The sequence below is a fragment of the Rufibacter psychrotolerans genome (assembly GCF_016924645.1).
Taxonomy (GTDB): domain Bacteria; phylum Bacteroidota; class Bacteroidia; order Cytophagales; family Hymenobacteraceae; genus Nibribacter; species Nibribacter psychrotolerans.
In genome coordinates this window covers 1-22,019 of sequence record NZ_JAFFJV010000020.1, presented here as the reverse complement: position 1 = coordinate 22,019, position 22,019 = coordinate 1, and the positions used below count along the sequence as shown (strand labels likewise).

General features: G+C 53.7%; 23 protein-coding genes and 1 riboswitch. Of the genes, 6 read left to right on the top strand and 17 right to left on the bottom strand.

What is annotated here, in order from left to right; all coding sequences use genetic code 11:
- Positions 1–7: 7 nt before the first annotated feature.
- Entirely contained in the window at positions 8–850 is an 843-nt protein-coding gene (locus tag JT718_RS17150; RefSeq protein WP_205504016.1) for a ferritin-like domain-containing protein, read from the top strand.
- 157 nt (positions 851–1,007) lie between these two features.
- Entirely contained in the window at positions 1,008–1,202 is a 195-nt protein-coding gene (locus tag JT718_RS17145) for a hypothetical protein (RefSeq protein WP_205504015.1), read from the top strand.
- On the opposite strand, the gene queG is transcribed toward JT718_RS17145, so the two are convergent.
- Positions 1,167–2,138 carry a tRNA epoxyqueuosine(34) reductase QueG gene (gene queG / locus JT718_RS17140; protein WP_205504117.1) on the bottom strand — a complete coding sequence of 324 codons (972 nt, stop codon included), beginning with the start codon at positions 2,136–2,138 and terminating at the stop codon, positions 1,167–1,169. The genes JT718_RS17145 and queG overlap by 36 nt on opposite strands.
- A gap of 936 nt (positions 2,139–3,074) precedes the next feature.
- On the opposite strand from queG, the gene JT718_RS17135 reads away from it, so the two are divergent.
- Positions 3,075–3,515, top strand: a complete 441-nt coding sequence (locus JT718_RS17135) for a RidA family protein (RefSeq protein ID WP_205504014.1) — start codon at positions 3,075–3,077, stop codon at positions 3,513–3,515.
- Between the two features lie 114 nt (positions 3,516–3,629).
- On the opposite strand, the gene ruvB is transcribed toward JT718_RS17135, so the two are convergent.
- From ruvB to JT718_RS17110, 5 genes are all read right to left on the bottom strand, one after another.
- Positions 3,630–4,673 carry a Holliday junction branch migration DNA helicase RuvB gene (ruvB, locus tag JT718_RS17130; protein WP_205504013.1) on the bottom strand — a complete coding sequence of 348 codons (1,044 nt, stop codon included), beginning with the start codon at positions 4,671–4,673 and terminating at the stop codon, positions 3,630–3,632.
- 300 nt (positions 4,674–4,973) lie between these two features.
- Positions 4,974–5,447 (bottom strand): hypothetical protein, encoded by a 474-nt coding sequence (locus JT718_RS17125; RefSeq protein WP_205504012.1) that lies wholly within the window; start codon positions 5,445–5,447, stop codon positions 4,974–4,976.
- A 25-nt stretch (positions 5,448–5,472) separates the two neighbouring features.
- Complete coding sequence (locus tag JT718_RS17120; protein ID WP_205504011.1) at positions 5,473–6,651, bottom strand: acyl-CoA dehydrogenase family protein; 1,179 nt, start codon at positions 6,649–6,651, stop codon at positions 5,473–5,475.
- A 151-nt stretch (positions 6,652–6,802) separates the two neighbouring features.
- Positions 6,803–7,666 carry a transglutaminase-like domain-containing protein gene (locus tag JT718_RS17115; protein WP_205504010.1) on the bottom strand — a complete coding sequence of 288 codons (864 nt, stop codon included), beginning with the start codon at positions 7,664–7,666 and terminating at the stop codon, positions 6,803–6,805.
- Positions 7,667–7,850: 184 nt separating this feature from the next.
- Positions 7,851–10,292 (bottom strand): TonB-dependent receptor, encoded by a 2,442-nt coding sequence (locus tag JT718_RS17110; RefSeq protein WP_205504009.1) that lies wholly within the window; start codon positions 10,290–10,292, stop codon positions 7,851–7,853.
- 61 nt (positions 10,293–10,353) lie between these two features.
- A riboswitch (TPP riboswitch) is annotated at positions 10,354–10,450 on the bottom strand.
- A gap of 159 nt (positions 10,451–10,609) precedes the next feature.
- Between JT718_RS17110 and JT718_RS17105 the strand changes: the two genes are divergently transcribed.
- On the top strand, positions 10,610–10,837 hold the full coding sequence (locus tag JT718_RS17105) for a hypothetical protein (protein WP_205504008.1): 228 nt from the start codon (positions 10,610–10,612) through the stop codon (positions 10,835–10,837).
- 128 nt (positions 10,838–10,965) lie between these two features.
- On the opposite strand, the gene JT718_RS17100 is transcribed toward JT718_RS17105, so the two are convergent.
- From JT718_RS17100 to JT718_RS17085, 4 genes are all read right to left on the bottom strand, one after another.
- The gene (locus JT718_RS17100; protein WP_205504007.1) at positions 10,966–11,343 is read right to left on the bottom strand and encodes a nuclear transport factor 2 family protein; all 378 of its coding nucleotides are present in this window, start codon (positions 11,341–11,343) and stop codon (positions 10,966–10,968) included.
- 120 nt (positions 11,344–11,463) lie between these two features.
- Positions 11,464–12,468 carry a S41 family peptidase gene (locus tag JT718_RS17095; RefSeq protein ID WP_205504006.1) on the bottom strand — a complete coding sequence of 335 codons (1,005 nt, stop codon included), beginning with the start codon at positions 12,466–12,468 and terminating at the stop codon, positions 11,464–11,466.
- Between the two features lie 125 nt (positions 12,469–12,593).
- A complete protein-coding gene (locus JT718_RS17090; RefSeq protein ID WP_205504005.1) occupies positions 12,594–13,895 on the bottom strand; it encodes an acetylxylan esterase in 1,302 nt (433 codons plus the stop codon).
- Between the two features lie 151 nt (positions 13,896–14,046).
- On the bottom strand, positions 14,047–15,090 hold the full coding sequence (locus tag JT718_RS17085; RefSeq protein WP_205504004.1) for an alpha/beta fold hydrolase: 1,044 nt from the start codon (positions 15,088–15,090) through the stop codon (positions 14,047–14,049).
- A 253-nt stretch (positions 15,091–15,343) separates the two neighbouring features.
- On the opposite strand from JT718_RS17085, the gene JT718_RS17080 reads away from it, so the two are divergent.
- Together JT718_RS17080 and JT718_RS17075 are read left to right on the top strand one after the other, a co-directional pair.
- Complete coding sequence (locus JT718_RS17080) at positions 15,344–15,904, top strand: Crp/Fnr family transcriptional regulator (protein ID WP_205504003.1); 561 nt, start codon at positions 15,344–15,346, stop codon at positions 15,902–15,904.
- Positions 15,905–15,979: 75 nt separating this feature from the next.
- Positions 15,980–16,297 carry a DMT family transporter gene (locus tag JT718_RS17075; protein ID WP_205504002.1) on the top strand — a complete coding sequence of 106 codons (318 nt, stop codon included), beginning with the start codon at positions 15,980–15,982 and terminating at the stop codon, positions 16,295–16,297.
- A 163-nt stretch (positions 16,298–16,460) separates the two neighbouring features.
- Here the strand turns inward: JT718_RS17075 and JT718_RS17070 are convergent, their stop codons facing one another.
- From JT718_RS17070 to JT718_RS17040, 7 genes are all read right to left on the bottom strand, one after another.
- Complete coding sequence (locus tag JT718_RS17070) at positions 16,461–17,534, bottom strand: TQO small subunit DoxD (RefSeq protein WP_205504001.1); 1,074 nt, start codon at positions 17,532–17,534, stop codon at positions 16,461–16,463.
- A 257-nt stretch (positions 17,535–17,791) separates the two neighbouring features.
- On the bottom strand, positions 17,792–18,175 hold the full coding sequence (locus JT718_RS17065) for a hypothetical protein (RefSeq protein WP_205504000.1): 384 nt from the start codon (positions 18,173–18,175) through the stop codon (positions 17,792–17,794).
- A gap of 70 nt (positions 18,176–18,245) precedes the next feature.
- On the bottom strand, positions 18,246–18,557 hold the full coding sequence (locus JT718_RS17060; protein WP_205503999.1) for a S41 family peptidase: 312 nt from the start codon (positions 18,555–18,557) through the stop codon (positions 18,246–18,248).
- 20 nt (positions 18,558–18,577) lie between these two features.
- Positions 18,578–19,159 (bottom strand): succinate dehydrogenase/fumarate reductase transmembrane subunit, encoded by a 582-nt coding sequence (locus tag JT718_RS17055; RefSeq protein ID WP_205503998.1) that lies wholly within the window; start codon positions 19,157–19,159, stop codon positions 18,578–18,580.
- 216 nt (positions 19,160–19,375) lie between these two features.
- Positions 19,376–19,747 carry a fluoride efflux transporter CrcB gene (gene crcB / locus JT718_RS17050; protein ID WP_205503997.1) on the bottom strand — a complete coding sequence of 124 codons (372 nt, stop codon included), beginning with the start codon at positions 19,745–19,747 and terminating at the stop codon, positions 19,376–19,378.
- 127 nt (positions 19,748–19,874) lie between these two features.
- Positions 19,875–21,212 carry an alpha/beta fold hydrolase gene (locus JT718_RS17045; RefSeq protein WP_205503996.1) on the bottom strand — a complete coding sequence of 446 codons (1,338 nt, stop codon included), beginning with the start codon at positions 21,210–21,212 and terminating at the stop codon, positions 19,875–19,877.
- A 225-nt stretch (positions 21,213–21,437) separates the two neighbouring features.
- Positions 21,438–21,815, bottom strand: a complete 378-nt coding sequence (locus JT718_RS17040; RefSeq protein WP_205503995.1) for a hypothetical protein — start codon at positions 21,813–21,815, stop codon at positions 21,438–21,440.
- Positions 21,816–22,019 lie beyond the last annotated feature (204 nt).

Sequence of the window (22,019 nt, the reverse complement as noted above, 5' to 3'; positions counted from 1 at the left end):
AACAGCCATGAATATCTTCAACATACTCAAAGAAGTAGAGAAAGTAGACCCCGAAGTGTTTGACCGCCTGGATCCCCGCCGCGAGGTTTTCAAGCATTTTGGGGGCTTCGGCAAAAAACTGGTGGCTGCTGCCATTCCGTTGGCCTTCGGGTCTATGCTGAACAAAGCCTATGGGCAAAATACCACCTCGGTGCGGGAGGTGCTGGAGTTTGCCCTTAAGCTGGAGAACCTGGAGTACTATTTCTACAAACGCGCCGCCGACACCAATATTTTCCCTTCGGCGGCCGGCAAAACGGCTTTTGGCGTGATCAGGGACCATGAGGAAGACCACGTGAACTTCCTGCGCCAAGCCATCACGGGGCTGGGCGGAGCCGCCCCCACCACCTATACCGACGCCAACTTTGACTGGACCGCCAAAGGCTTGCTGGGCAACGCCACCTTTACCAACTACGGCACCATGCTGGCCGTAGCCCAGGCGTTTGAGGATACCGGCGTGCGGGCCTACAAGGGCGCGGCCCCGGCCCTCATCAGCAATGACGCCGTGCTGCAGGCCGCCTTGCAGATCCATTCGGTGGAGGCGCGCCACGCCGCCCACTTACGTCGCATGCGCCGCGACATGGCCAACGGCATGGCTGCCCTGAAACCCTGGATCACTATGAAAGACAGCGGCGGGCTGCCCCCCGAGTTCCAGGGCATCTACGACGGCGAGGAAGTGACCACGCAGGCGGGAGTAAACATCACGGGCACCTTCGGCGGCATCACCATTGACGCCAACGCGGCCTCTGAGGCCTTTGACGAGCCGCTCACCGTGGCGCAGGTCACCTCCATTGTGGCTCCGTTTCTGGCCTAACTTCTTCATCCTGAACCAAAAAGGCAATCTTTAACAGATTGCCTTTTTTTGTGCAATGATATTATAAAATCAGTATAAAAACCCGCATCAAAAAGACGATATTTGCGTATATGTTAATCCTTTTAGTTAATACACTTACCTATATCCTTACACAGCCATGTTAGAGTATGTTAAATTGATTTTAGATAAAGTAAGCTTTGACTCTAACCTATTTGAGAAAGAGTTACGCAAGAGCATGCGCATGTTGGTGAGAAATGAGTTGGAAACCCTTCGGGAGTGGTGCTACAAGCGCTTTTCGGGCTCATACGCCAACATCCTAGACAAGGTCTTCGGAAACGTGATGGTCGCCTAACGCGGGCGTCTCCCGGGCCACGAAGCGCAGGTTGCGGGTAAGCCCCGCAAAGCCGGTGCGTTTCACAGCCGATTTCCTGAAAATATCACTAAACACTTCCTGAGTAAGCTCCACCCAATCACTGGTTGAGAGGTGGAGCAACTCCGGATGTGGATGGAACGCCGGCTCCTGGTGCGGTTTGCTGAACCGGTTCCACGGGCACACATCCTGGCAGATATCACAGCCAAACACCCAGTTCCCAAATTTCCCCTCTACCTCCTGCGGAATCTGGTCTTTCAACTCAATGGTGAAATAAGAGATACACTTGCTGCCGTCTACCACGTACGGCGCTGAGATAGCGTCTGTAGGGCAGGCATCCATGCACTTGGTACAGGTACCGCAGTAGTCTTTAATTGGGCCGTCGGGCTCCAGTTCCAGGTCCAGAATCAGCTCCGCGATGAAAAAGAAACTACCCACGCCAGGCCTGATGAGATTGCTGTTCTTACCTACCCAACCGGCTCCGCTTTTCTTGGCCCACACCTTATCCATGACCGGGGCCGAGTCCACGAACACGCGCCCGCCTACTTCGCCAATCTCCTCCTGAATGTAATTGAACAGCGTTTTGAGCTTGTCTTTGATCACGAAGTGGTAGTCCTGCCCGTACGCGTACTTGGAGATCTGAAACGTGTCGTCCCGCTGCTTTTCCTCGGGGTAATAATTCAGCAGCAGACTCACCACTGATTTAGCTCCGTCTACCAGCAACCGTGGGTCCAGGCGCTTGTCAAAGTGGTTGGCCATGTAATGCATCTGGCCGTGCATGTTCTGGTTGAGCCAACTTTCCAGCCGGGGCGCCTCTTCTTCCAGGAAATCCGCCTTGGACACCCCGCAGTAGAGAAAGCCCAGTTCCTGCGCTTTCTGCTTGATGAGCTGTGTATGTTTGGGGGCCAGGTTGAACATGGGGCGAATGGAGGGTTGTACTTCGGGAACAAAATTGGGGGAAAAGAATTTCAAGTGGCGTATTTTTTCTGTTTTAAGGCTGTTTTTGGGGAAATAAGCTTGAAACAGCATCGTGCTTGAGGGTATTGTTGGTGCACGCTATGTTGCGTAGTTTGCTTGGCGGGGCGGCTTGTCTATGGACTTATGAGCTGTGTTGCTGCATGGTTAACCTAGTGCGCTCACGGCCGCGGGGCCCCGTCTTTGCCCCTCGCACTGCCCTTGCGGCCCACGCTTGTAATCTGTGCTTAGTTTCTGTTCCTCAGGGGCCACAAGCGAGGCGCTCGAGCCAAAGACTGGAATCGGGATCTTCCAGCTGTGGACTTGCATAGCTGCGGTTTAGCAGCAGTGCGGCAACAGACGAAAGACCTCACAGGTTTTCAAAACCTGAGAGGTCTCTCCGCTTTGACTCGCTGCCCCAACCTTAGGCCTTGCCACTCTATGGCGCGGATTTACTTCCGTGCCTTTTAATGTAAGTCACGGAAGTAAATCCGCGCCATAGGGTGGGACTTAGCACAAGCATCCGTTCGTTCCTTCCGCCTTTCAAGATAGGTACACATGGTTCAAGTCTGTGACTTGGACCTACCATGACCGGCAGTTTGCAACTGCCATGATCTACATTGCCGGCCGCTGGCGCGAGCTTGCAGCTCGTGCCTTCAGTAGATGATCTTTTTCAAGTTATCCCACTATGGCGCATGTTTCAATATAGTATGGTTCAAGTCTATGACTTGAACCTATCATGGCTGGCAGTTTGTAACTACCCACCAAGGGCGCTGCTTTAAATTAGTGACTTACAAGAGGGGGATTGATCTGTGCCATTCGGCTACACTCTAACTATTTTACAAGAGCAATGGGGTTGTTGATGCTTTTGCTTGTCTGTTCCTTAAAAAAGCCTTAACCATGAGCAAGACACTTCTTACGCTTCTATTCATTTTATTAGCCATGGGCACGCAGGCGCAGGAAATGGGCACTACTTCTAAGGAGAGTACCCCCAAGATGTTACGCCCCAACCAGGAATGGAACTATGCCCAGGCCTACCGAAGCGGCAATCTTCTGTATATCTCCGGCACGGTAGCTAGCGGCCCCATGGACAAAGCTATTGACCAGGTGTACCGTACGCTGCAGATGACGCTGAAGCAGTACAACCTTGACTTTACCCACGTGGTGAAAGAGAACCTGTACACCACCAACATGGAGGAGACCTCTAAGCACCACCTGGTCCGGAAGAAGTTTTACGGCACGCATACCCCGGCGGCTACGTGGGTACAGGTGGTGCGCCTCCTGGAACCCAACACGGTGCTGGAAGTGGAGTTAATCGCCGAGATCAAGAAAACAGAATAAAAACAGGCCCGAGAAACAAAAAACCTCACAGGTTTTAAAAACCTGTGAGGTTTGAACATACATTTTTAGAACTGTGACCTCGTAGTGTGCGAAGCTCCTACGGGTGTCTTATCCTTATTCTGCCTGATCAAACAAGGTGCCGCTGCGCACATGGTTGGGGGCTATCTTGCCCAAGTGACGGTAAGCAGCCTCAGTAGCCTCGCGCCCCCGGCTGGTACGCTTGATGTATCCTTCCTGGATCAGGAACGGCTCGTACACCTCTTCAATGGTTTCGGCCTCTTCGCCGCAGGCGGTAGCGATGGTAGAGATACCCACCGGACCACCTTTGAACTTGTCAATGATGGTGCTCAGAATACGTTTATCCATCTCGTCCAGGCCGCTTTGGTCAACGTCCAGGGCATTCAGAGCGAATTTGGCAATCTCCACGGTAATGGTTCCGTCTCCTTTGATCTGCGCGAAGTCCCGGGTACGGCGCAACAGGTTATTGGCGATACGCGGCGTCCCGCGGCTCCGCCGGGCAATCTCAAAGGCGGCATCCTCGTGGATGGGCGCGCCCAGAATCTCAGAAGAGCGCTGCACAATGGTGGTCAACAACTTGGAATCATAGTACTCCAGACGGGCATTGATCCCGAAGCGGGCCCGTAGCGGCGAAGTCAGCAGACCCGAGCGCGTAGTAGCCCCAATGAGCGTAAACGGGTTCAACGAGATCTGCACGGAACGGGCATTGGGGCCTGAGTCCAGCATGATATCTATCTTATAATCCTCCATGGCCGAGTACAGGTACTCCTCCACAATAGGGTTCAGGCGGTGAATCTCGTCAATGAACAGCACGTCGTTGCGCTCCAGATTGGTCAACAGACCGGCCAGATCACTGGGTTTGTCCAGCACCGGACCAGACGTAATCTTGATATTGGAACCCAGGGCATTAGCGATGATGTGCGACAGCGTGGTTTTCCCCAGGCCGGGAGGTCCGTGCAGGAGCACGTGGTCCAAGGCCTCGCCCCGCATGATGGCGGCTCCCACAAACACCTTCAGGTTTTCCACCACCTTCTCCTGGCCGGTAAAGTCCCCGAAGTCCAGGGGGCGGAGCGCCTTGTCAAACTCCTTCTCGGCAGGGGTAAGGCTTTCGGCGGAGCCTTTTAAATAATCTTCTCTCATGGTAAATCTCTCAGCGATACGGCAAAGAATTCTCTGTAAAGGTAACACTTCAGGGGCTAAAAACGGTCCCTGGGCGGCACAAAAACTCTACTTTTTGCTAGTATTTTTACCAACATCAGGCACTTCAACCAACCTAATTAGCATAAGTTGTTTTGAGCTTGGTTCCTGAAAAACAGACCCAAAACAGAAAAAGCAGCCACGTCTCCGCAGCTGCCTTTCTTATGATTATTAAGGGGTTGGAATAAAAACTGCAAAGCAGAGCAGACCGGGGGCTAGACCAGGCTTTCCCTTTTGCTCTAATTATTCTGCCTCCCAAGAGGATTTTATTTTTTGAAGTTTCAACAGATACAGAACTAACAAAATAGGTTCTAACCTGAAGTTTAGAACAAACCCCTCTGATCTATCAACAAAAGGGACCACAAACATGGCTAGCACACACGCTACAAGGCCGATTACTGCATCAAAAATCCCTAGCCTCACAGCCCAATCTTTTTCGGTCCACAATCCAAAAGCGGTTACCCCTTTTACCAAAATCAGTACCGATAAAGTGATACCTGTGGCTGATATGGGGGTAGTGGTCTCAAATCCATACAAAGAGATAGAAAAGCTAAACCCCATCAGGCCCATTATCAATCCAATTGGAACTATGGCCCCCATTATTAGGAAAATCCAGATAAAGGCCTTCATCCACCAAGGCAACAATTCACGCCTTCTGGTTTTGTTGTCCTCTAACTCTTCAAATGACAGATAGACGTCGTTTTTACTTTCTTCCATTTACTGTAAATGCCGCTACAAGCAACTATTTGAACGCCTGAATGCCCGTGATGTCTGCGCCGGTGATGAGCAGGTGGATGTCATGGGTACCCTCGTAGGTGATCACGCTTTCCAGGTTCATCATGTGGCGCATGATGGGATACTCGCCGGTGATGCCCATGCCGCCGTGGATTTGACGCGCCTCGCGGGCTACGTTCAAGGCCATCTCCACGCTGTTGCGCTTGGCCATGGAGATCTGCTGGGTGGTGGCTTTGCCTTCGTTCTTGAGCACGCCCAAACGCCACACCATGAGCTGGGCTTTGGTGATTTCGGTCACCATCTCGGCTAATTTCTTCTGCACCAACTGGAAGCTGGCAATGGGTTTATCAAACTGGATGCGCTGCTTGGCATAGTTCAAGGCGCTTTCGTAGCAGTCAATGGCCGCCCCGATGGCTCCCCAGGAAATGCCGTACCGCGCCGAGTCCAAACAGCCTAGCGGACCTTTGAGACCGTCAATGTTGGGCAGCAGGTTCTCTTTGGGCACTTTCACGTTGTCAAACACCAGCTCGCCGGTGGTAGAGGCCCGCAAGCTCCATTTGTTGTGGATCTCAGGAGTGGTGAAGCCTTCCATGCCGCGCTCCACAATGAGGCCTTTGATGCGGCCCTGCTCATTCTTGGCCCACACCACGGCTACCTGACATTCCGGTGAGTTGGAGATCCATAGTTTGGCGCCGTTGAGCAGATAATGATCACCCTGGTCTTTGATGGTAGTCACCATGCCGCCGGGATTGGAACCAAAGTCAGGCTCTGTCAAGCCAAAGCAGCCCAGCCATTCGCCGGAGGCCAGTTTGGGCAGGTATTTCCGGCGCTGTTCCTCCGATCCGTAGGCGTAAATGGGGTACATCACTAAAGACCCCTGAACCGAGGCTGTAGACCGCATGCCAGAGTCGCCGCGCTCTATTTCCTGCATGATGATGCCGTAGCTGATGTAGTCCAGCCCGCCGCCGCCGTACTCGGTTGGAATGGTGGGACCGAACGCGCCAATCTCACCGAACTTGGGCACGATCTCCTTCGGGAAGTGAGCGTCCTGGGCCCATTTCTCAATGTTGGGGGAGATTTCGCGCTTCACAAAGTCGCGCATGGTCTGGCGGATGAGCTTGTGCTCGTCGGTGAGCAGGTCATCTACGTTGAAATAATCTGGAGCGCCGGAGTTGTCTGCAGCCATAGAGGTAAGGTTTTCTTCAATGTCTTCGGCCAAACATAACAAGAAACCCAACACCCGCCAACAGTTGTTAGCAAAACCTTTTACGGGGTTGGTTTGGCTCTACGTTTTAAGGCTCTTTTCAGGAAATCAGGGCAAAAACAAACCCGGCCACCTACTTCTTGGAGTTATAGCTGACTTTCAGCTTTTGGTAGACCTGCCCTAGTTGGGCAATCTCCTGACCGTACTGGTGCAGGTTGGTCTTTCCGGCAAACGCTTGGTAGCATTTCGGGCCCAGGGAAGCAAGGCTAGATTGCCAGGTTTCCCACTCCGGCAAAGTTTGCAGGCGCTGGCCGTAGTATTGATTGAAGGCCTGCACCAGGTAGTGCTGGGTGCGGTCTTCCAGCAGCTCTCCGCCGGGACCCAGCACAAAGATGGCCATGGGCACGATCATGTCATGGCCGGTGGGGTCCAGTAACTGACGTTCCTCAAAAAGGACGCGGCTCTTGAGCCAATCCTGCAGCCCCACAAGGCCCAGCGAGGGATCTACCGGTTGCCACTGTTTGGTGGTGACATCGTAGACCTCCAGCCAGACATGGTCATTGTGCTGCCGACCGAAGACTGACCCTCTGTTTCCTTTTTCCTGCACCAACTGGCGGGCATTCTCCTGCCGTTGCTCACTTTCTTTGTGGAGGTTGATTTCCTGCACCGTACGTTGCTGCACCTGCAGTTCTTTCAGCATGGCTTTGGTGATGGAAGCCAGTTCAGCGCAGTTCCCTCCGCCCCGGGCGATGATCTGTTCCACTGTGCGTTTCTGGTAATCGGTGGCTTTCCACTCAAAATGCTGCACCAGCCAATGCACCACTTTCTGGGTCTTGGCAAAATCGGTGGGTGAATCGGCGGTGAATTCCCGGGCAAACTGCCGGTAGTCTTTCTTGATTAGTTGCAGCCACTCTGCGTCTGTTTTATGCTGGGCTGCAGCCGGAGAAACAACACAGAAGAGTGCCGCCAGGAGAAGTAATTGGTAAACTTTTTTCATAGATGGTTTAGTATTCGGGGTCGGGTATTGGATTTGATAAGAGACCGCTTGTAGGCCATAGACCCGAAAAAAATCGCCGGAGTTGCATCTGCTGAGCAACTCCGGCGATTTTTGTTTTTAGTAAAGGTGAAAACCTAAAGGAACAAGCTGCCTTCCATTTTAGGCCTGTTTCTATGAAAAGGGCTTAGAAACGTAGGCTTATCTGGGCCATGTAGTTGCGAGGCGCTTGCGGGAAGTAGTAGTTGTAATGGTAGCGGGTGTTGTCGCCTACGTAGTACTCAGAGAAGGTAAAGCCGTTGGTCTCGTACTCTTCATTGAACACGTTGTTCACCAGTAAGCCCAGTTCCACTTCCTTCATCCAGTTCACAGGTCTGAAACGGTAAAACACCCGCACGTCTCCTACCTCATACGGCTTCAGGCGGCGCTCCTGGCTGGCAGAATTGTCCAGGAACTGCTCACTCACCGTTTTGAACTGGAATTGGAACCGCAGCCCAGATACCGGTTGCACCTCTATCTGGTGCGAGGTTACCACGCTGGGCGAGTAAGAAATAGTAGTCTCCCCGTAGGTGGTGCGCAGCTCTTCTACCGGGTTGTAGTCCTCGTCAAAGCGATACAGCGTCTCCCCGAAGTTCTTGATGCGGTTGCGGCTCAGGGACAGGTTGGTGGTGAAGCGGGCTAACTCGCCTAGTCCTACCCCGGCGGCCAGTTCTACCCCGGTTCTGTAGCTTTCAGGGATATTGGTTCTGAGCGGGGTACCTACGTTGTTCACCTGGCCGGTAAGCACCAGTTGGTCTTTGTAGTCCATGTAGAAGTAGGTGAGGTCGGCGGTGAGGCGCAACGGCAGGCCGTTCAGTTCGCCTAAAGGCTGATGTAGGCGGTAACCGGCTTCCCAGTCTACCATGCGTTCGGCTTTGGCCTTATCCCCTACCGGACGGTCAGTGAAGTCTGAGCGGGTAGGCTCGCGGTGCCCTACCGCTACGGAAGCGTACAGCTGATGCGCCTCTGAGAGGGTAAAGGTAGCGCCGGCTTTGGGGTTGAAGAACTCGTAGTTGGCGCGGGCGGTTACGTCGCGGTGGTCATCGTCGGTGCCATTGATTTTGTAGTTCACGGTGCGGTACTGCAGATCCCCGAAGAAGCTCAACTGCTCCGTGGCCTGCCAGGTGGCTTTGCCGTACAGGTTGAAATCGGCTTTGCGGGCATTGCCGTCATAGTAGCGGTGACCGGGCCTGATGGTAGGCGCATATTGTGCCCAAATCACTTCCCCGAAGTGATCGCCGGTGTAGCGGTTCCAGCCTCCGCCCACTACCGCCGAAAGCTTGCCGGTGCCGCGGTACTGCAACGCGAACGTGGTGCCGTAGAAGTGATTGTCCAGCCATTTCTGGCGCACCAGATCGGTTTCCTCCACGGCGGTGCCTCCAACTGTTACCGGCGGAATGCTGTAGGCTGCCAAACTTTCCCCCGCCTTGTAGTTCTCATAAAACCCGAAGCCACGGGTGTAATGCAGCGCCGCGTTCAGAGACAGCAGCGAGTTGAACTCGTGGCCATAATGCAGTTGGTAGTGGTACTGCTGGTAATCGTCTACCTCATTCTCATAGGGGGTGTCATCGCCCATCTCCGTTCCAGAGGAGTTGTAGCGACGGTTGGTTTTCAGAGTCTCCTCGTCCACGCCGTTCCAGGCCTGGTAGGTTTTCTCATGGCCCCCAAACACCACCACTTTGAGCAGGTCCTTCGCCCCGTAATACCCACCCGACAGGTAAAACGATTTCAGGTTAGAGCTGGCGCGCTCAATGTAGCCATCTGAGGTAATGCGGGACAAACGGCCGTCTACGGCAAACTTGCCGCCCAGCAGGCCGGTGCCAAACTGCACGTTGTTTTTCCAGGTGTTGTAAGAACCGTAGGCATTGTCGGTGCGGGCGTAGGCTTCGGGGCTGGCGTCCTGCGTTTGCAGGTTCAGGCTGGCACCGAAAGCTCCTGGTCCGTTAGACGAAGTTCCCACCCCGCGCTGAATCTGCACATCCTGCAGGGAAGAAGCGAAATCTGGCATGTTCACGAAGAAAACGCCATGGCTTTCGGCATCATTCACCGGAATTCCGTTCACGGTTACGTTGATGCGGGTGATGTCTGAGCCCCTGATGCGCATGCTGGTGTAGCCCACGCCGGCGCCGGCGTCTGAGTTGGTCACCAGAGAAGGTGTGTTTTCCAGCAGATAGGGCAAATCCTGGCCAAAATTGCGGCTCTCCAGTTCCTGCTTGCTCACATTGGAATAGGTGGTTCCGGTTTTCTCGTTGGCGCGGGTGGCGGTCACCAATACTTCTTTGGTGGCCACGCTGGTGCGGGTAAGTGGAATGTCCTGGCCTCCGGAGGTAGGCACGGTCACGGTTCGGGAGCCTGAGGCGTACCCCAGATACGATACTTGCACGGTGTACTCGCCGGCCGGCAGGTTGGGGAAAGTATAATGCCCGGTGGCATCTGTGAGGGTGGAGCGGTTACCAGGCGTAATAGAAACGGTACTACTGATAAGCGGATTCTGCGTGGCAGCATCAATGACGCGACCAGACAGCGTGTTCTGCGCCATGGCTAACCACGGCAGCAGGAAGCCCCAAAGCAGGGCCAAAACTCTTTTCATTTGAAAGAAATAGATAAAGTAAAACAAACAGAAGCCACCAGGGGCCAGTGCTCCCACATGTTTTGTTTCCCTTGTTTTTCCCTTCGCCGGCACTACCCGGATCAGGTTCAATGGGTATGATCTCAGCCCGTTGTATTAAGGCACCCCTAAAACTGAAGCAAAGCTACGCCCCCTATTTTTAGAAACCAACTCTGTGGCCGGCTTCTGAGATTTTTTTGCCCCAACGGTCAACATAGCACCGCTGCCATACGTTGAACAGGATAGAGACGCCCGCGCGGCAGTGGATGTGATGTGAGACTTTTAATTCATCAACTGTTATGATGATCGTATACTCTTTGGCCATGTTTGCCTTGATAGCCTTTCTTGCGCTGGCCCCGCGTAAAAGATTAAGCGTACCCCCCCAAGACGACAACGACGATGACGGAGGCGAGCCGCTCAATGACGGTTTGCCCGACCTGGACCTTCCCCCAGGCATTTGCCTGCCTATTAACGACTGGGAACCCGATTACAACCAACCCAGGGTAAAGTCATCCCCCATGGTGTAACGGGTGTGTGTTGAAACGCCAGAACCCGGAAGCACAGTCAAGAGGGCTGAGCTTCCGGGTTCTGTTTTTTAGGGCTTTTCAGGAAAACGGTCAGAAAACAGGCCCCCCTGAGGGCCAAGCCGCCCGGGCTAACTGATGTCTGTGATCTGGGTAATCTTGTCACCGGAGAACCTGAAGATGGATTTACCCCGCAAGTGTAGCTCATGGCCGGTTTTGAGACCGTTTGGCAGATCCTGGGCCAAAACGGCATGGTAGGCAATTTCTACCTCGGTCTCCTGCTCCCGGTGCAGAAAGGACTGGATGGTCTGCGTTCTTGCGGAGAACAGGCTTTTGGCCTGCTCCGCCTGCTCCCTGAAGGCCGCCAACCCCTGCAGGCTCAGGTTGGTTACCCCGTTTGTGATGTTCTCAAACCGGATGTTCTCGTCTAAATCCGCGAGCATCCCGTCCACCTGGAACGCGTTGTAGGCGGCTACGTACCGATGGATGATTTCTTCTCTTGCTTTCATAGAAAAAGGCCTTGCTGATGATGGTTCAGGAGTCTGGGGGTAGCTGCTTTGCTCTGCGGGGCTTGACGTACAGCATACCAAACTATTGGTCCCCACGGGCGGCAGGCAATGTAAACTGTCTCACTTGCTTCCGGCGCTCAGGTATTCCACGGCTTTTTGCAGGTACACCCTGTCATTCTCCTCTTTGTCTTTGCTGAGTTTCCCCACCGGAATGTCAGCGGCGATGCCCTCTCCCACTTTGGCGTACTCTTTCTGGGTTCTATCTATGTAGTTGCCCTCGGTTAGAACAAGATAAGCCCCGTCTGAGAGTTTGTGCGCGTCATTGGCCGAGGTCAGGCCGTTGGTGTTGGTGCCGATGAGTCTGGTATTTTTGCGGCCCACAAAGGCCATGGCCACCACTTCGGCGGCGCTGGCTGAGTTCCGGCTTACCAGCACACTCACCGGTTTTTTTCGGCTCTTCACCACGTACGGTTTGGAGGCCAGGTCAAAGACTAGATTGCCGCCCTCGTACACTTTTCCTTTCCTGTACACCCAGAAGGTGGCTTTGCCATCGGCGTTCTTCCACCCGGCGCTTTTCTCGTTTTCTATGAAAGAACCAATGCCCGCCAGCATGGGGTTAGACATGCCGCCATCATTCCTGCGCAAGTCAATGATCCAGCCTTGGGGCTTCTGCGCATCTAGTTGCTGGAGGGCCGCTTGTATGGAAGTGGCGTATTCCCGCTGCTCCTCCAGATGGTTCACGTAGAAAGCCGGCACCGAGATGTACGCATATTTTCCTTCAATCATCCTGGCCTCGGGCTTCGGGAAAGGCATGCCCAGGGCCCGGTAGCCTTTGTTGTAGGCTGCTATCACCTCGGGCGGGAAGAACTTGGAATGTTTGTCCTGAAGCTGGCCCAATGCTTCCTCAATGATGGGGTAAGTGCCCCTGAGGCTTCTGGCAGTATCTGTTTTGGCCAACGCGCTGGCGTAGAGGCTCTCCCAGTCCACCTTTTTCTTGTTCACCGAGCGCTCCTTCATCAGGTTCAGCGCTTCCGTGACGTAGGCTTTCAGGGAGTCTGTTTGGGCGTAACTTTCAGAAAGATGGCTGAAAAACAGGGCGGCAATGACCAGCAAGGGCTTTTTCATGAACGGGTAAGGATAAGGGTTATAGAGAAGGAACGGAGCGGCACTGGCAAGGTCAGGCGCGGACAGGCTACCGGAACCAGGGCGGCAATATGTTTTATCTAAAAGGTCAATTTACAAAAAGAAGACTACCGCAGGTGCTGCCTGATCCAGTTCAGGATCTGGTGACGGGTGCTGAGCGAGATCCAGTGCTCGTTTACGGGCGTGATCAGGGCCTCTTTTTTGGTTTTGAGGGCATTGTACACAATGTAACTGGTGGTAGGCGGACACACATTATCATTATAGCCCCAGGTCATGAACACCGGCACCTTGATCAGCTTCGCGAAGTTGACCACATCATAGTATTCCAGGGTTTTCAGTTTCTGGGGAGTGTCCATGCCGGAGAAGTTGGTGAACAGGTGCGGGTACCCGCCGGCCCGGTTAGCCTTGAAGCCGGCCATGTCGCTGAGGGCCGGGTGACTGGCGGCGCAGGCCGTCACCCGGGAATCCAGCGCGGCGGTAACCAGGGCCAGGGCCCCACCCTGGCTGCCACCCTGCGCGATCACGTTTTTCCCGTCCCACTGGGGCAGTGAGGTGAGGTAATCCACGGCGCGCACGCAGGCCAGGTACACTTTCTTCAGGTAATAGGAGTCGCGGTGGTCCAGGCCATTGACCAGATAGCTGTTGTTCCCCCGGCCGAAGGCCCGGCTGATCTCCTCATACGCGGCCTCGTCCAGGTCGGGCCTGATGCCGTGGATCTCCATGTCGAACCGAATGAAGCCGTTCTCGGCGTAGAACCGGTCTTTCAGGGGATTCATGGGCTTGATGCCCGCGCCGGGCGGTGCTACCACCACGGGGTATTTGCCTTCTTTCTTGGGCACCGTCAGGTAGCCGTACACATAGTTGCCCTTTTTGTAAGCCTGCAGCTTCACCAGATAACAGTCTACCTCACTGGTGGAATACTCGGGCACGAACACCTTGGTCACTTCCTGGGGGCATTGGGCCGCCTCTTCTTTGGCTTTTTGCCAGAAAGAGACAAAATCGGCAGGAAACGGGGTATAGGGCGTTAGCTGCTCCGGCGCAAACCCTACTTTAATGTGGTGCCTGTACTCCTGGCCGTGCAGTGTGACCCTCAACTGGCAGTCTTTAAAGCCGGGCGTAGCCATGGTGCCCAGAGAGATCTCGGCTTTGCCGTTCTTCAGGGTAACGGTTCCGGTTTTTTCGGGGGGCATCAACTCGGGGCCAATGCTGAAGTGGATGTTCACGCCGTTTTGCAGCATGCCGTACTCATAGAGGGCAACGGTGACCCGGGCCTCTTCCTTCAGTTGGTAGAGCCAGTTGGTAGTACTGGGCGTTGTTACCCATAACACATCGCTCTGGTGGGGGTAGTTTTGGGCAGATGCGGTGAAAACAGCCAGAAAACAGAAAACGAGTACTAAAACTTTCTTCATCAGTAACGGGGGAATAAGCAGCTACAAGCAAGGCAAGGGCGTTGGCCAATTCTCTGCTGAAAGCGGGCAGATTGATTTTTATTTCTCAGCGGCGGGCCGGGCAGATGCGCTTCACAAAGCACTTTCAAGTTGCTGGGTGGCGGCGGGCTCGCTACTGGAGGCGCAGGGCCTTTTTCACCGCTGTATACTGCGCATCTACCACTGCCTGGTTGTGCCCGTGGGCGGCGCCCGGCACCAGCACAAACTCTTTGCGGGGGGCTTTCAGTTTGTCAAAGTAGGCCTGGGTCAGCTCTTTGGGGGTTAAAATGTCTTGCTCGCCCTGGATAAAGTACACCGGAACCTTGTAGCGCAGACCGTCTTTCATGAAGTTCACCCCGGCCCCCATAGATTTGATGCCCATAGCTTTGTGGCCGGCAAAGTAGAGGAAAGAATAATCATCGCCGTTCTCTCTGTCCTGTGCGTCTTTTTCATTGTCATAGCCGGGGGCCACCTTCCACCACGTGGCCGGGGCGGGAATGGAGTTCTGCCGCTCATACTTTTTGATGACGCGCATGAGCTGGCCCGCCTTTCGGGCATCTTCATAGGGCGGCGGACCCAGGGTCTGCAGTTTCGCCAGGGATTCCTGGTCCTGGGCCGCCTGCGCCAGCCTGGAAACCGTCTGGAACGCCTGCCGGAATCCTTCCTGCTCATTGACCATCTGCGAGTGACCCACGTAGGCCGCGAAAAGGTCTGGCCGCTTCAAGGCCATGCTGGCGCCCAACACCGAGCCCCAGGAGGTTCCCACCAGGGTGATTTTTTTGGTTGACAAGTGCTTGATCAGATACTCAGCCAGCTCAACCCCGTCGGCGGTCATCCGCACCAGGGTGAGGGGGTTCTCTGTCCAGTACGCTTCGGTGACCGGTTGGGGGGCATTCTTGCCGAAGGTTCTGCCGGCCCCGCGCTGGTCCCAGTACACCAGAACAAAGTCTTTTTTCCAGGGTCCGTAAATGGCGTCATCGTACTGGCTCATGGTACTGCCCGGCCCGCCGTGCAGAAACAAGATTACGGGCTTAGACTTGTCTTCCCCGCTAATGGTCACCCACTGCTCTATCCCGCCCAGGGGAATAAACCGTTCCTCATGAATGGCTTTGGTCTGGGCGGCTAACCGGCCTGTGAGCAATAAAAGAAACAGGAGTAAAAAGTAGCGAGGCTTCATGCGGTGGTACAGACGGGTATAACTAGGTTTAAAATGCGTTACTTAAACGGACTGAACGGGTGAAGGCTTGCCGAGGCTGCCCCCGAAGAAATCTGCCCCACCCCAATAGAGTATTTCCTGAGCACAATACCTTTGCAGACTGCCCAACCGCAGCCCTGGCGGTGAGCCGCTGTGCCAGGCAGCCGACCTTGCCCGCCCGGGACATGAGACGGCACGTCAATCCACTAACTGCCTGAAGGCTGCACCCAAAAGAATGAACCCGTTCCTCCTACAACTCAAGAAGTATGGGCCGCTGAGCGAGGAGGCCGAACATGCGATACTCCGCAGGCTAAGATACTTCCAGAAACGGAAAAACGAACATTTTCTGAAAGAGGGGCAGCTTATTTCCAGCTATTTCATGCTGAGCAAAGGCTTGATTAGGGCCTATTTTTACAGAAACGGCAAAGAAATGAACACCTGGTTTGGGGAAGAGCATCAGATTTTCGGCTCTATTCTACCCATCTACCCCAACCAACCCTCGTTGGAAAACATCCAGTTTCTGGAAGGCTCAGAAGTGTGCACCATCTCCACTGAAGACCTGCACGAGCTGTATCTTACTTATCCGGAGATGAACCTCATTGGCCGAAAGACCGCCGGGGAACTGTGCGTTCTGCGTGAGGAACGGATTTTTTCCCTGCAGACAGAGTCGGCGGCGGAGCGGTACCATTCCCTCCTCAAGGGGCAGCCCCATGTATTGAGTAGAATAAACCTGGGGTACATCGCCCCTTACCCGGGCATTCCCCAGGAGACCTTGGGCCGGAAAAGAAAGCCCTGACCGATTTTGAGGTACCTCAAAATCGGTCAGGGCCAGGGCCTCTACGTTTGTGATGTACTTAAAAAAAACATCACCATGCATTGGATTGCCTTGATTTTGGGCGGCCTGTTTGAGATAGGCTGGCCCCTGGGGTTAAAGATGGCCCAACAACCCGACAGCAATAAAACAGGTTGGGTGTTGCTGGCAATTGTAGCTATGGGCATCAGCGGCGGCTTGCTGTTTTTCGCGCAGAAATCCATCCCCCTTGGCACGGCCTATGCGGTCTGGACAGGATTGGGCGCCGTTGGTACCCTGCAGGTTGGCATCTTCTTTTTCAATGATTCGGCACGCCTTCTCCGGTTGGTATTGGCCAGCCTTATTGTTGCAGGAATCATTGGGTTAAAGGTTTTTTGACACCGGCGCACGGCCCGGGTCCCAAAAGTTGCAAGATTACCGGCACGGTTCCTCTCCCCTACCAGCCATTATAAGTTGGGTGCGGGCGCTTGTGTTAGCACTCACCCTGTTTGTGGTTGCAGCAACCAACAGCCCTGGGCACAGCCAGCATAAGCGCCCCTTTTCAACGGCTGCTTTCTTCTCCCTGGGGCCGTGCCGAGGCTTCCTTCACCACCTCACTGGTCCACTGGGCACCGCTGATGTCAGTTAAGGTGAGCTTGTAGGTTCCGGCGGGCAGCAGGCCCAGGGAAGCGTCAGGCACGGTAAGGGTGGCTTTTGCCCCCAGGGGAATAACCAGGCTGTGGGCTCCGGGCTTCACCTTTGCCACGTAGGCGTTCCTGATCTGGGTGGTGGGGAAATTTGCCAGGTCTTGCCCTGCCAGGTCCAGCACCGCGGCGCCAGCTTCGTTCTCCAGCCGTACCCCAATCAGGAAAGAGCCGTACACATCAGCCCCTTCTACCCTGTACACCTCAAAAGACAGCTGTCCGCCGCTGAGCGTTGTCCCGGCAATCTCTATTTTGGGCTTCACCGATTTGTTGTGCAGATCGCCCCAGACGCCCCCGTGGAAGTACTGGTTGGTGAACAGGGTCATGAACAAGACGCCCAGGGAGCCCACCAGCACTACCCTGGGGAGGCGGTGCGGGGCCACCGGCAACACCCCAGACCCCAGGCCTCTGAACCATTTCCAGTCTGTGAGGCGAGGAGTTCTACGGGCCAGCCAGTGGTCCAGCGAGTAGGGGCCGCTACCGGTGAGATAAATGGTGAAACCGGCGGCAATGCCCAGCACGCCAATCTGCCATTCATCCAGGCAAGTGGTGCCCAGCCATCCTGCGCCCAGCAGAATGCCCATGGCCAGCCCCAAAACCCCCAGGCTCATGAGCCGGGTTAGAAAACCCAGCATAAAAAGGAGGCCTACCACGCCCTCTATGATGGTGAAACTGGCCATGGCCACCCAGAGGCTTTCGGGGGTAGACACCAGGTATTCAATAAGGGGTTTTATGCCCAGGGCGTTCGGGAGGAAATGGTTGAACTTCTCGCCTATATACCCCGCCGTTTCGGGGTCTAGCTTATTCTCCAGGACCAGCCTGCGCCAGAAGGCGGAAAAGTAGGTCCAGCCTACTACTAACCGAAGGGACAGCGTGAACAGACCCGCCTGGGAATAGGCCGGCGCGTCTGCGTGAATTACAGTGTTTTTCATTATTTTATACAAAAAGAGGAAGCCTGTCTGGAACAGGCGGTGAAACGATAAGCCTTAGGGCAAGGGCCCGGTTGCAGTTCTGCAGCTTTCAGGGGCGGTCTCTGCTGGCGCGCCTCCAGGAATGGCACCCTGTTTCAGGCCTGTTTTCCAGGAATTAGCCCAGAAACAGGGGCACAGCAATTGCCTGCGCCAGGTAAAGTGCTTACCCCGCCTAAAAAGCGCCCTTGCCAGGTGTAAAGTTTAGAACTCCGCAAGCCTTAGGCCCAAAGCTTCATCTTTTTGTATAAAATATAGATGGGAACTTTCCCGGTGCCCCGCGGACCCTCCACAATGCGCACGGAGGGCTGCTCTTCTTTTGCTGAAGCCGTCGGGTAAAGGGAAGAAAAGAAAGGTAAAAAGGCGATGGGAAGCTCAAACCCAGTCTTTTTGCTTGCTTCAGTGAGAGCCACCGTGTCTGGAGAGGCACACTGCTGCTCGCCGGTGAGGATTGTTTTAGCAGGAACCAGCAGCCTGGTAACCGGGAGCTCCAGGGAGGCCTGCATGGATTTCCGCACGGAACAGGACGAGAGCACAGCCAGTACGGCCAGTACCACCAACAGGGGCAGATTGCTTTTCTGTCTGTTTTGTCGCTTGCTGTTCATTCCTTCTCCAACGTTTAAGGATGAGGGTTATTGCCCAAAAGGGTGCCCCCTGCCACCGTGATAGCGTCTGTTATTGCTTTTTTAACCAGTGCAGCGCCGCCTGCACTTTTGCATCTGCCTGCAATTGCTCAAAGTTATCTCCCTCTACTATTTCTACGTCTGGCTGCACGTACTCCTCGTACACCGTCCCGTTCCGGTCGGCGATAAAGCTGGAGGAAAGGCCAAGGTAGCTATTGCCCAGCCTGAATTCGCTCACCATGGTACTGTAGCCCGCCGTTTTTTCGCCCATGATCAGCGTCTGATCCCGCCCCTTGAAAGCGACAGCCAGCATTTCACCGGCACTGGCGGTGATCTGGCTGGTGCCCCCTCTGCCCGGCGCCAATACAGTATAGCGCTTTTACTCTATTTTCCAATAAGGACCCTGTATTCGGCGGGGATTTCCACCCCTCTGAAACGGTTGGTCAGGCCGTAGAACATAAAGGCCGTTACCATAACCCCCAGGGCCAGAATGGCCAGGGCCTGGCTTTGGGGCGAGCAGCCCAAGACAGCCCGTTTCATTTTCTTGTTGTGAATGGCTGCCGTATGCCCAAAAAAGGAAACGGTGGCCAACCCGTAGTAGGGAATAAAGAACAGGTTCAGCGGGAAGGTGTTCAGCCCCGCCACGCCGTAATAAAAGTTAGTGTCCAGGTGTAGCACCGTACGCCCCACCAAAACAGCGCCTACGTGAATGACAAAGAACACTGCCAGGTAAAGCCCGGTCCAGAGGTGCAACCGATCAAAGCGGCCGACAGCGGCCTTCCGGTTCTTCTGAAAGAGGTTGATCCCCGACCCTATCTGCACCAGCACGGCCAGGAGTAACACAGCCTCCACAAGCGGGTTGCGGTAAAAAAGCCGAAGGCCTTTCATCACTTCTATGTGCTGAGCTGCCCCTGCAACACTGTAGAGGTGATTGAACAGGTGGAGCCCTACAAAAACCGTTAGCATAAGGCCAGATAGGTAATGAAGTCTTGAAACAGTCACGTTAATGGTGGGCTTGGTGGCTTGAAATAGAACAGGCACGGCTCCCCCGGCGCGGGCTTGCAACCGGGTCTTTGTCTACCGCGCTGAATGTACATAAAAATGCAGACTCCTACTTCTTACCGGTTCAATCATGTGGGCCATTCTCCTTGCGAGAGGCTGCCCTTCATTCGGGTAATTCTTTTATTTGGCTACAGTCAAGCCGAGCCCAACAGCAAGTAGCCCGGTAAGAACACTCAACCCGGTATAGGCCATAACCGTCCAGTAATGGTTATTTTGCCATAGCGCAATATTCTCGGCGGCAAATGCTGAAAATGTTGTATACCCGCCGCAGAACCCTGTGACAAATAAAAGTCTAAGATCTTGGTTGGTTTGCATATTCTGCCCGAGTACTCCAAGCAAAAGCCCGATTAAGAAACAACCCATGACATTCACGCCAAAAGTTGACAGCGGGAAAGCGCCCGCGTAATACTTTGCCGTTAGCGCCGAGGTTAGAAAGCGTAAAATGCTGCCAACTCCACCTCCCAGCCCCACAAGTAATATTTGCTTTATCATTCTTCAGTTTTGGCTTTAGGTTGTTTTGAGGTGGCAGCTACCGGGTTAGGCCAAAAGGCATTTTCACGCCCCTTGGTGTTGTGAGCGGACTTTGCTTTTCTGGTTGCTCTCATTAAAATGGTTCATTCTATCTACGGCTGAAGGCGCTACCCCTTTTTACAACCGCTTTCATGTACCTACCCCTCACCATAAGCTTCAGCAGCCCAGGGGCACCTACCACCTTTCTTATTTGGCTTTTTTTTAACTGGTTGATTTTCTCCAGATGGGTTTTGCTGTTCTTAAGCGTAGCAGTGTCGTTGGCCGCCGAAGCCAATTCAACGGCCCGCTGAAACTGTTGCTCTGCCAGCTTGAGTTTCCCCTGCTTCAGCAAGGCTTCTCCATAACTGTCAAACGCATTAGCCGACTGCGAGTACTGGAGCGTGTTATATTTGAAAGTGAGCAGTGCCAGCCCCATATGGTCTTGATCATTGAGTTGCTGATAGGCAATGGTGTTGATTGTGCGTTCGTCAAGACCAGAGCTCTTCAGCGCATCAAACACCACAGCTTCGGCCTTGGGCTCTTTGCGTTGTTTCAGGTAGGTTGCCGCCTGTAACATTTTCGCTTCCAGGGCTGCTAGTTTCGCTTCGTGTACCTTCCGTTGCTGTTCCTTGGTGGCGGCCTGCACCACCTGGTGGATCGCGTTCACCACTAATTCGGGCTCTTCGCGGTGTATGTTGTGGCCGCTCCGGGCGGTTACAACATGCGCCCCGTTGGTAAACTGACTGAAGAACGCATGGTGCAGGTTTCGCCATACGTCAACGCCCTTCGGTTCCTGCAGAAACAACTCTGGGGTAGCCCGCTTCTGCACCGAGGTCAGTACCACCGTTGGTACCTGGGGCAGCTTCCCAAAATCGGGCAGTTCGGCTTTCTCAAATATCCTGTTGATGGCTTCGTTCTCCTGTTTGAATCTGGCGGGCACACTGCGGTTCTGGAGTTCCATGTCTTTCACCGCTTTGGCAGGGTCTACCTTCTTTAGTTCCTGCAACATTTTCTCATGTGCCGGGTCCACAAACACGAACCCCTTCACGTTATCCGGATGCTTTGCTGCATAGGCGCGGATGAGGAAGGCTCCATATGAGTGCCCCACTAAAATGAAAGGGCCCTTCAGACCGGCCTCTTCCATAAGGGTTTCCAGGTCCTGCACCGCCTGCTCCAAGGTATGCGGATTAGGGTTGGCTTCTGAATTGCCTGTTCCGGCCCTGGAGTAAAGCATGACCTGGTTTGTTTTCATCACTTCAGATGCGACATTCCCCCATACCTTATAACCCGTTCCAAAGCCTGATTCGAAGAGGACGGTGTACTCCCCGGTACCGGCCTGGATCATTTCAAGGGAGTGATCTCCCACCTTCACCATTTGGGCGTGCTGTGCCTGGGCAAGTGCCATAGTCCCGAAGAAAAACAGCAGCAACAAGGTTCTTTTGATCATGACGTATTGGTTCTACAGATTAGATGTAGGCCAACCGGATCTGGAACAGAAGCTACTGCAGCAGGCTTACATCTTACAGATGCTATATATAAGAAATTGGTTGCCTGACAGGGATTTTTATGAAGAGGCGGTGCCAGCTATGCGAAAGGAAGTGCAATAGGATGTGTTATGCTAGTCCCTTAGCAAACGTTTTTCTTTTTTCTTTAGGCTCTTAAACTGCAATAATTAAACCTTTGAATAATTTTCAACCTTTGCACTTATTATATTTCCATAATCATCAGTTCTTCCTCTGTCCAAGATTCCTAATTTTGTAGTAATTCCTCTGTGTTGAACAATAATTTGGTTCTTCCACAACTTACTCTTAACAATGTCAGCTTGAAGGCCATCTAAATAGTCTATTCTTTCTGATTTAAACTTTTCTAAGAGATAATTTATAGGCTTGTTTTTAAGTTCATCAATCGTGTTGTCGAAGATAAATGGGATTTGAAGACTAATGTTATACTTCAAAGAAGTCCAGAAATCTAGGGTGATAACAAATATCGATGATTCTGTTAATGCCAATAATCCGATATTGTTTTTAATTTCGAAAGGCCCAATTACCATTTTAATAATTTAAATGATTGCCAACGGAATAGTATAAGTGGCGGCGAGGCCGTCGGCCGACGCATGATGTTTATACCTTGTGCCTGTTGCACAACTGGCTGAAGATAGCCGTTTAAGGAGGTAGTACCAAATCCTTAACGTGATGCAGGGCAGGAAGCATTTTGAGGACGAGCGGGAGCTGCGTTTCTCGCTCTCGGCGCACGT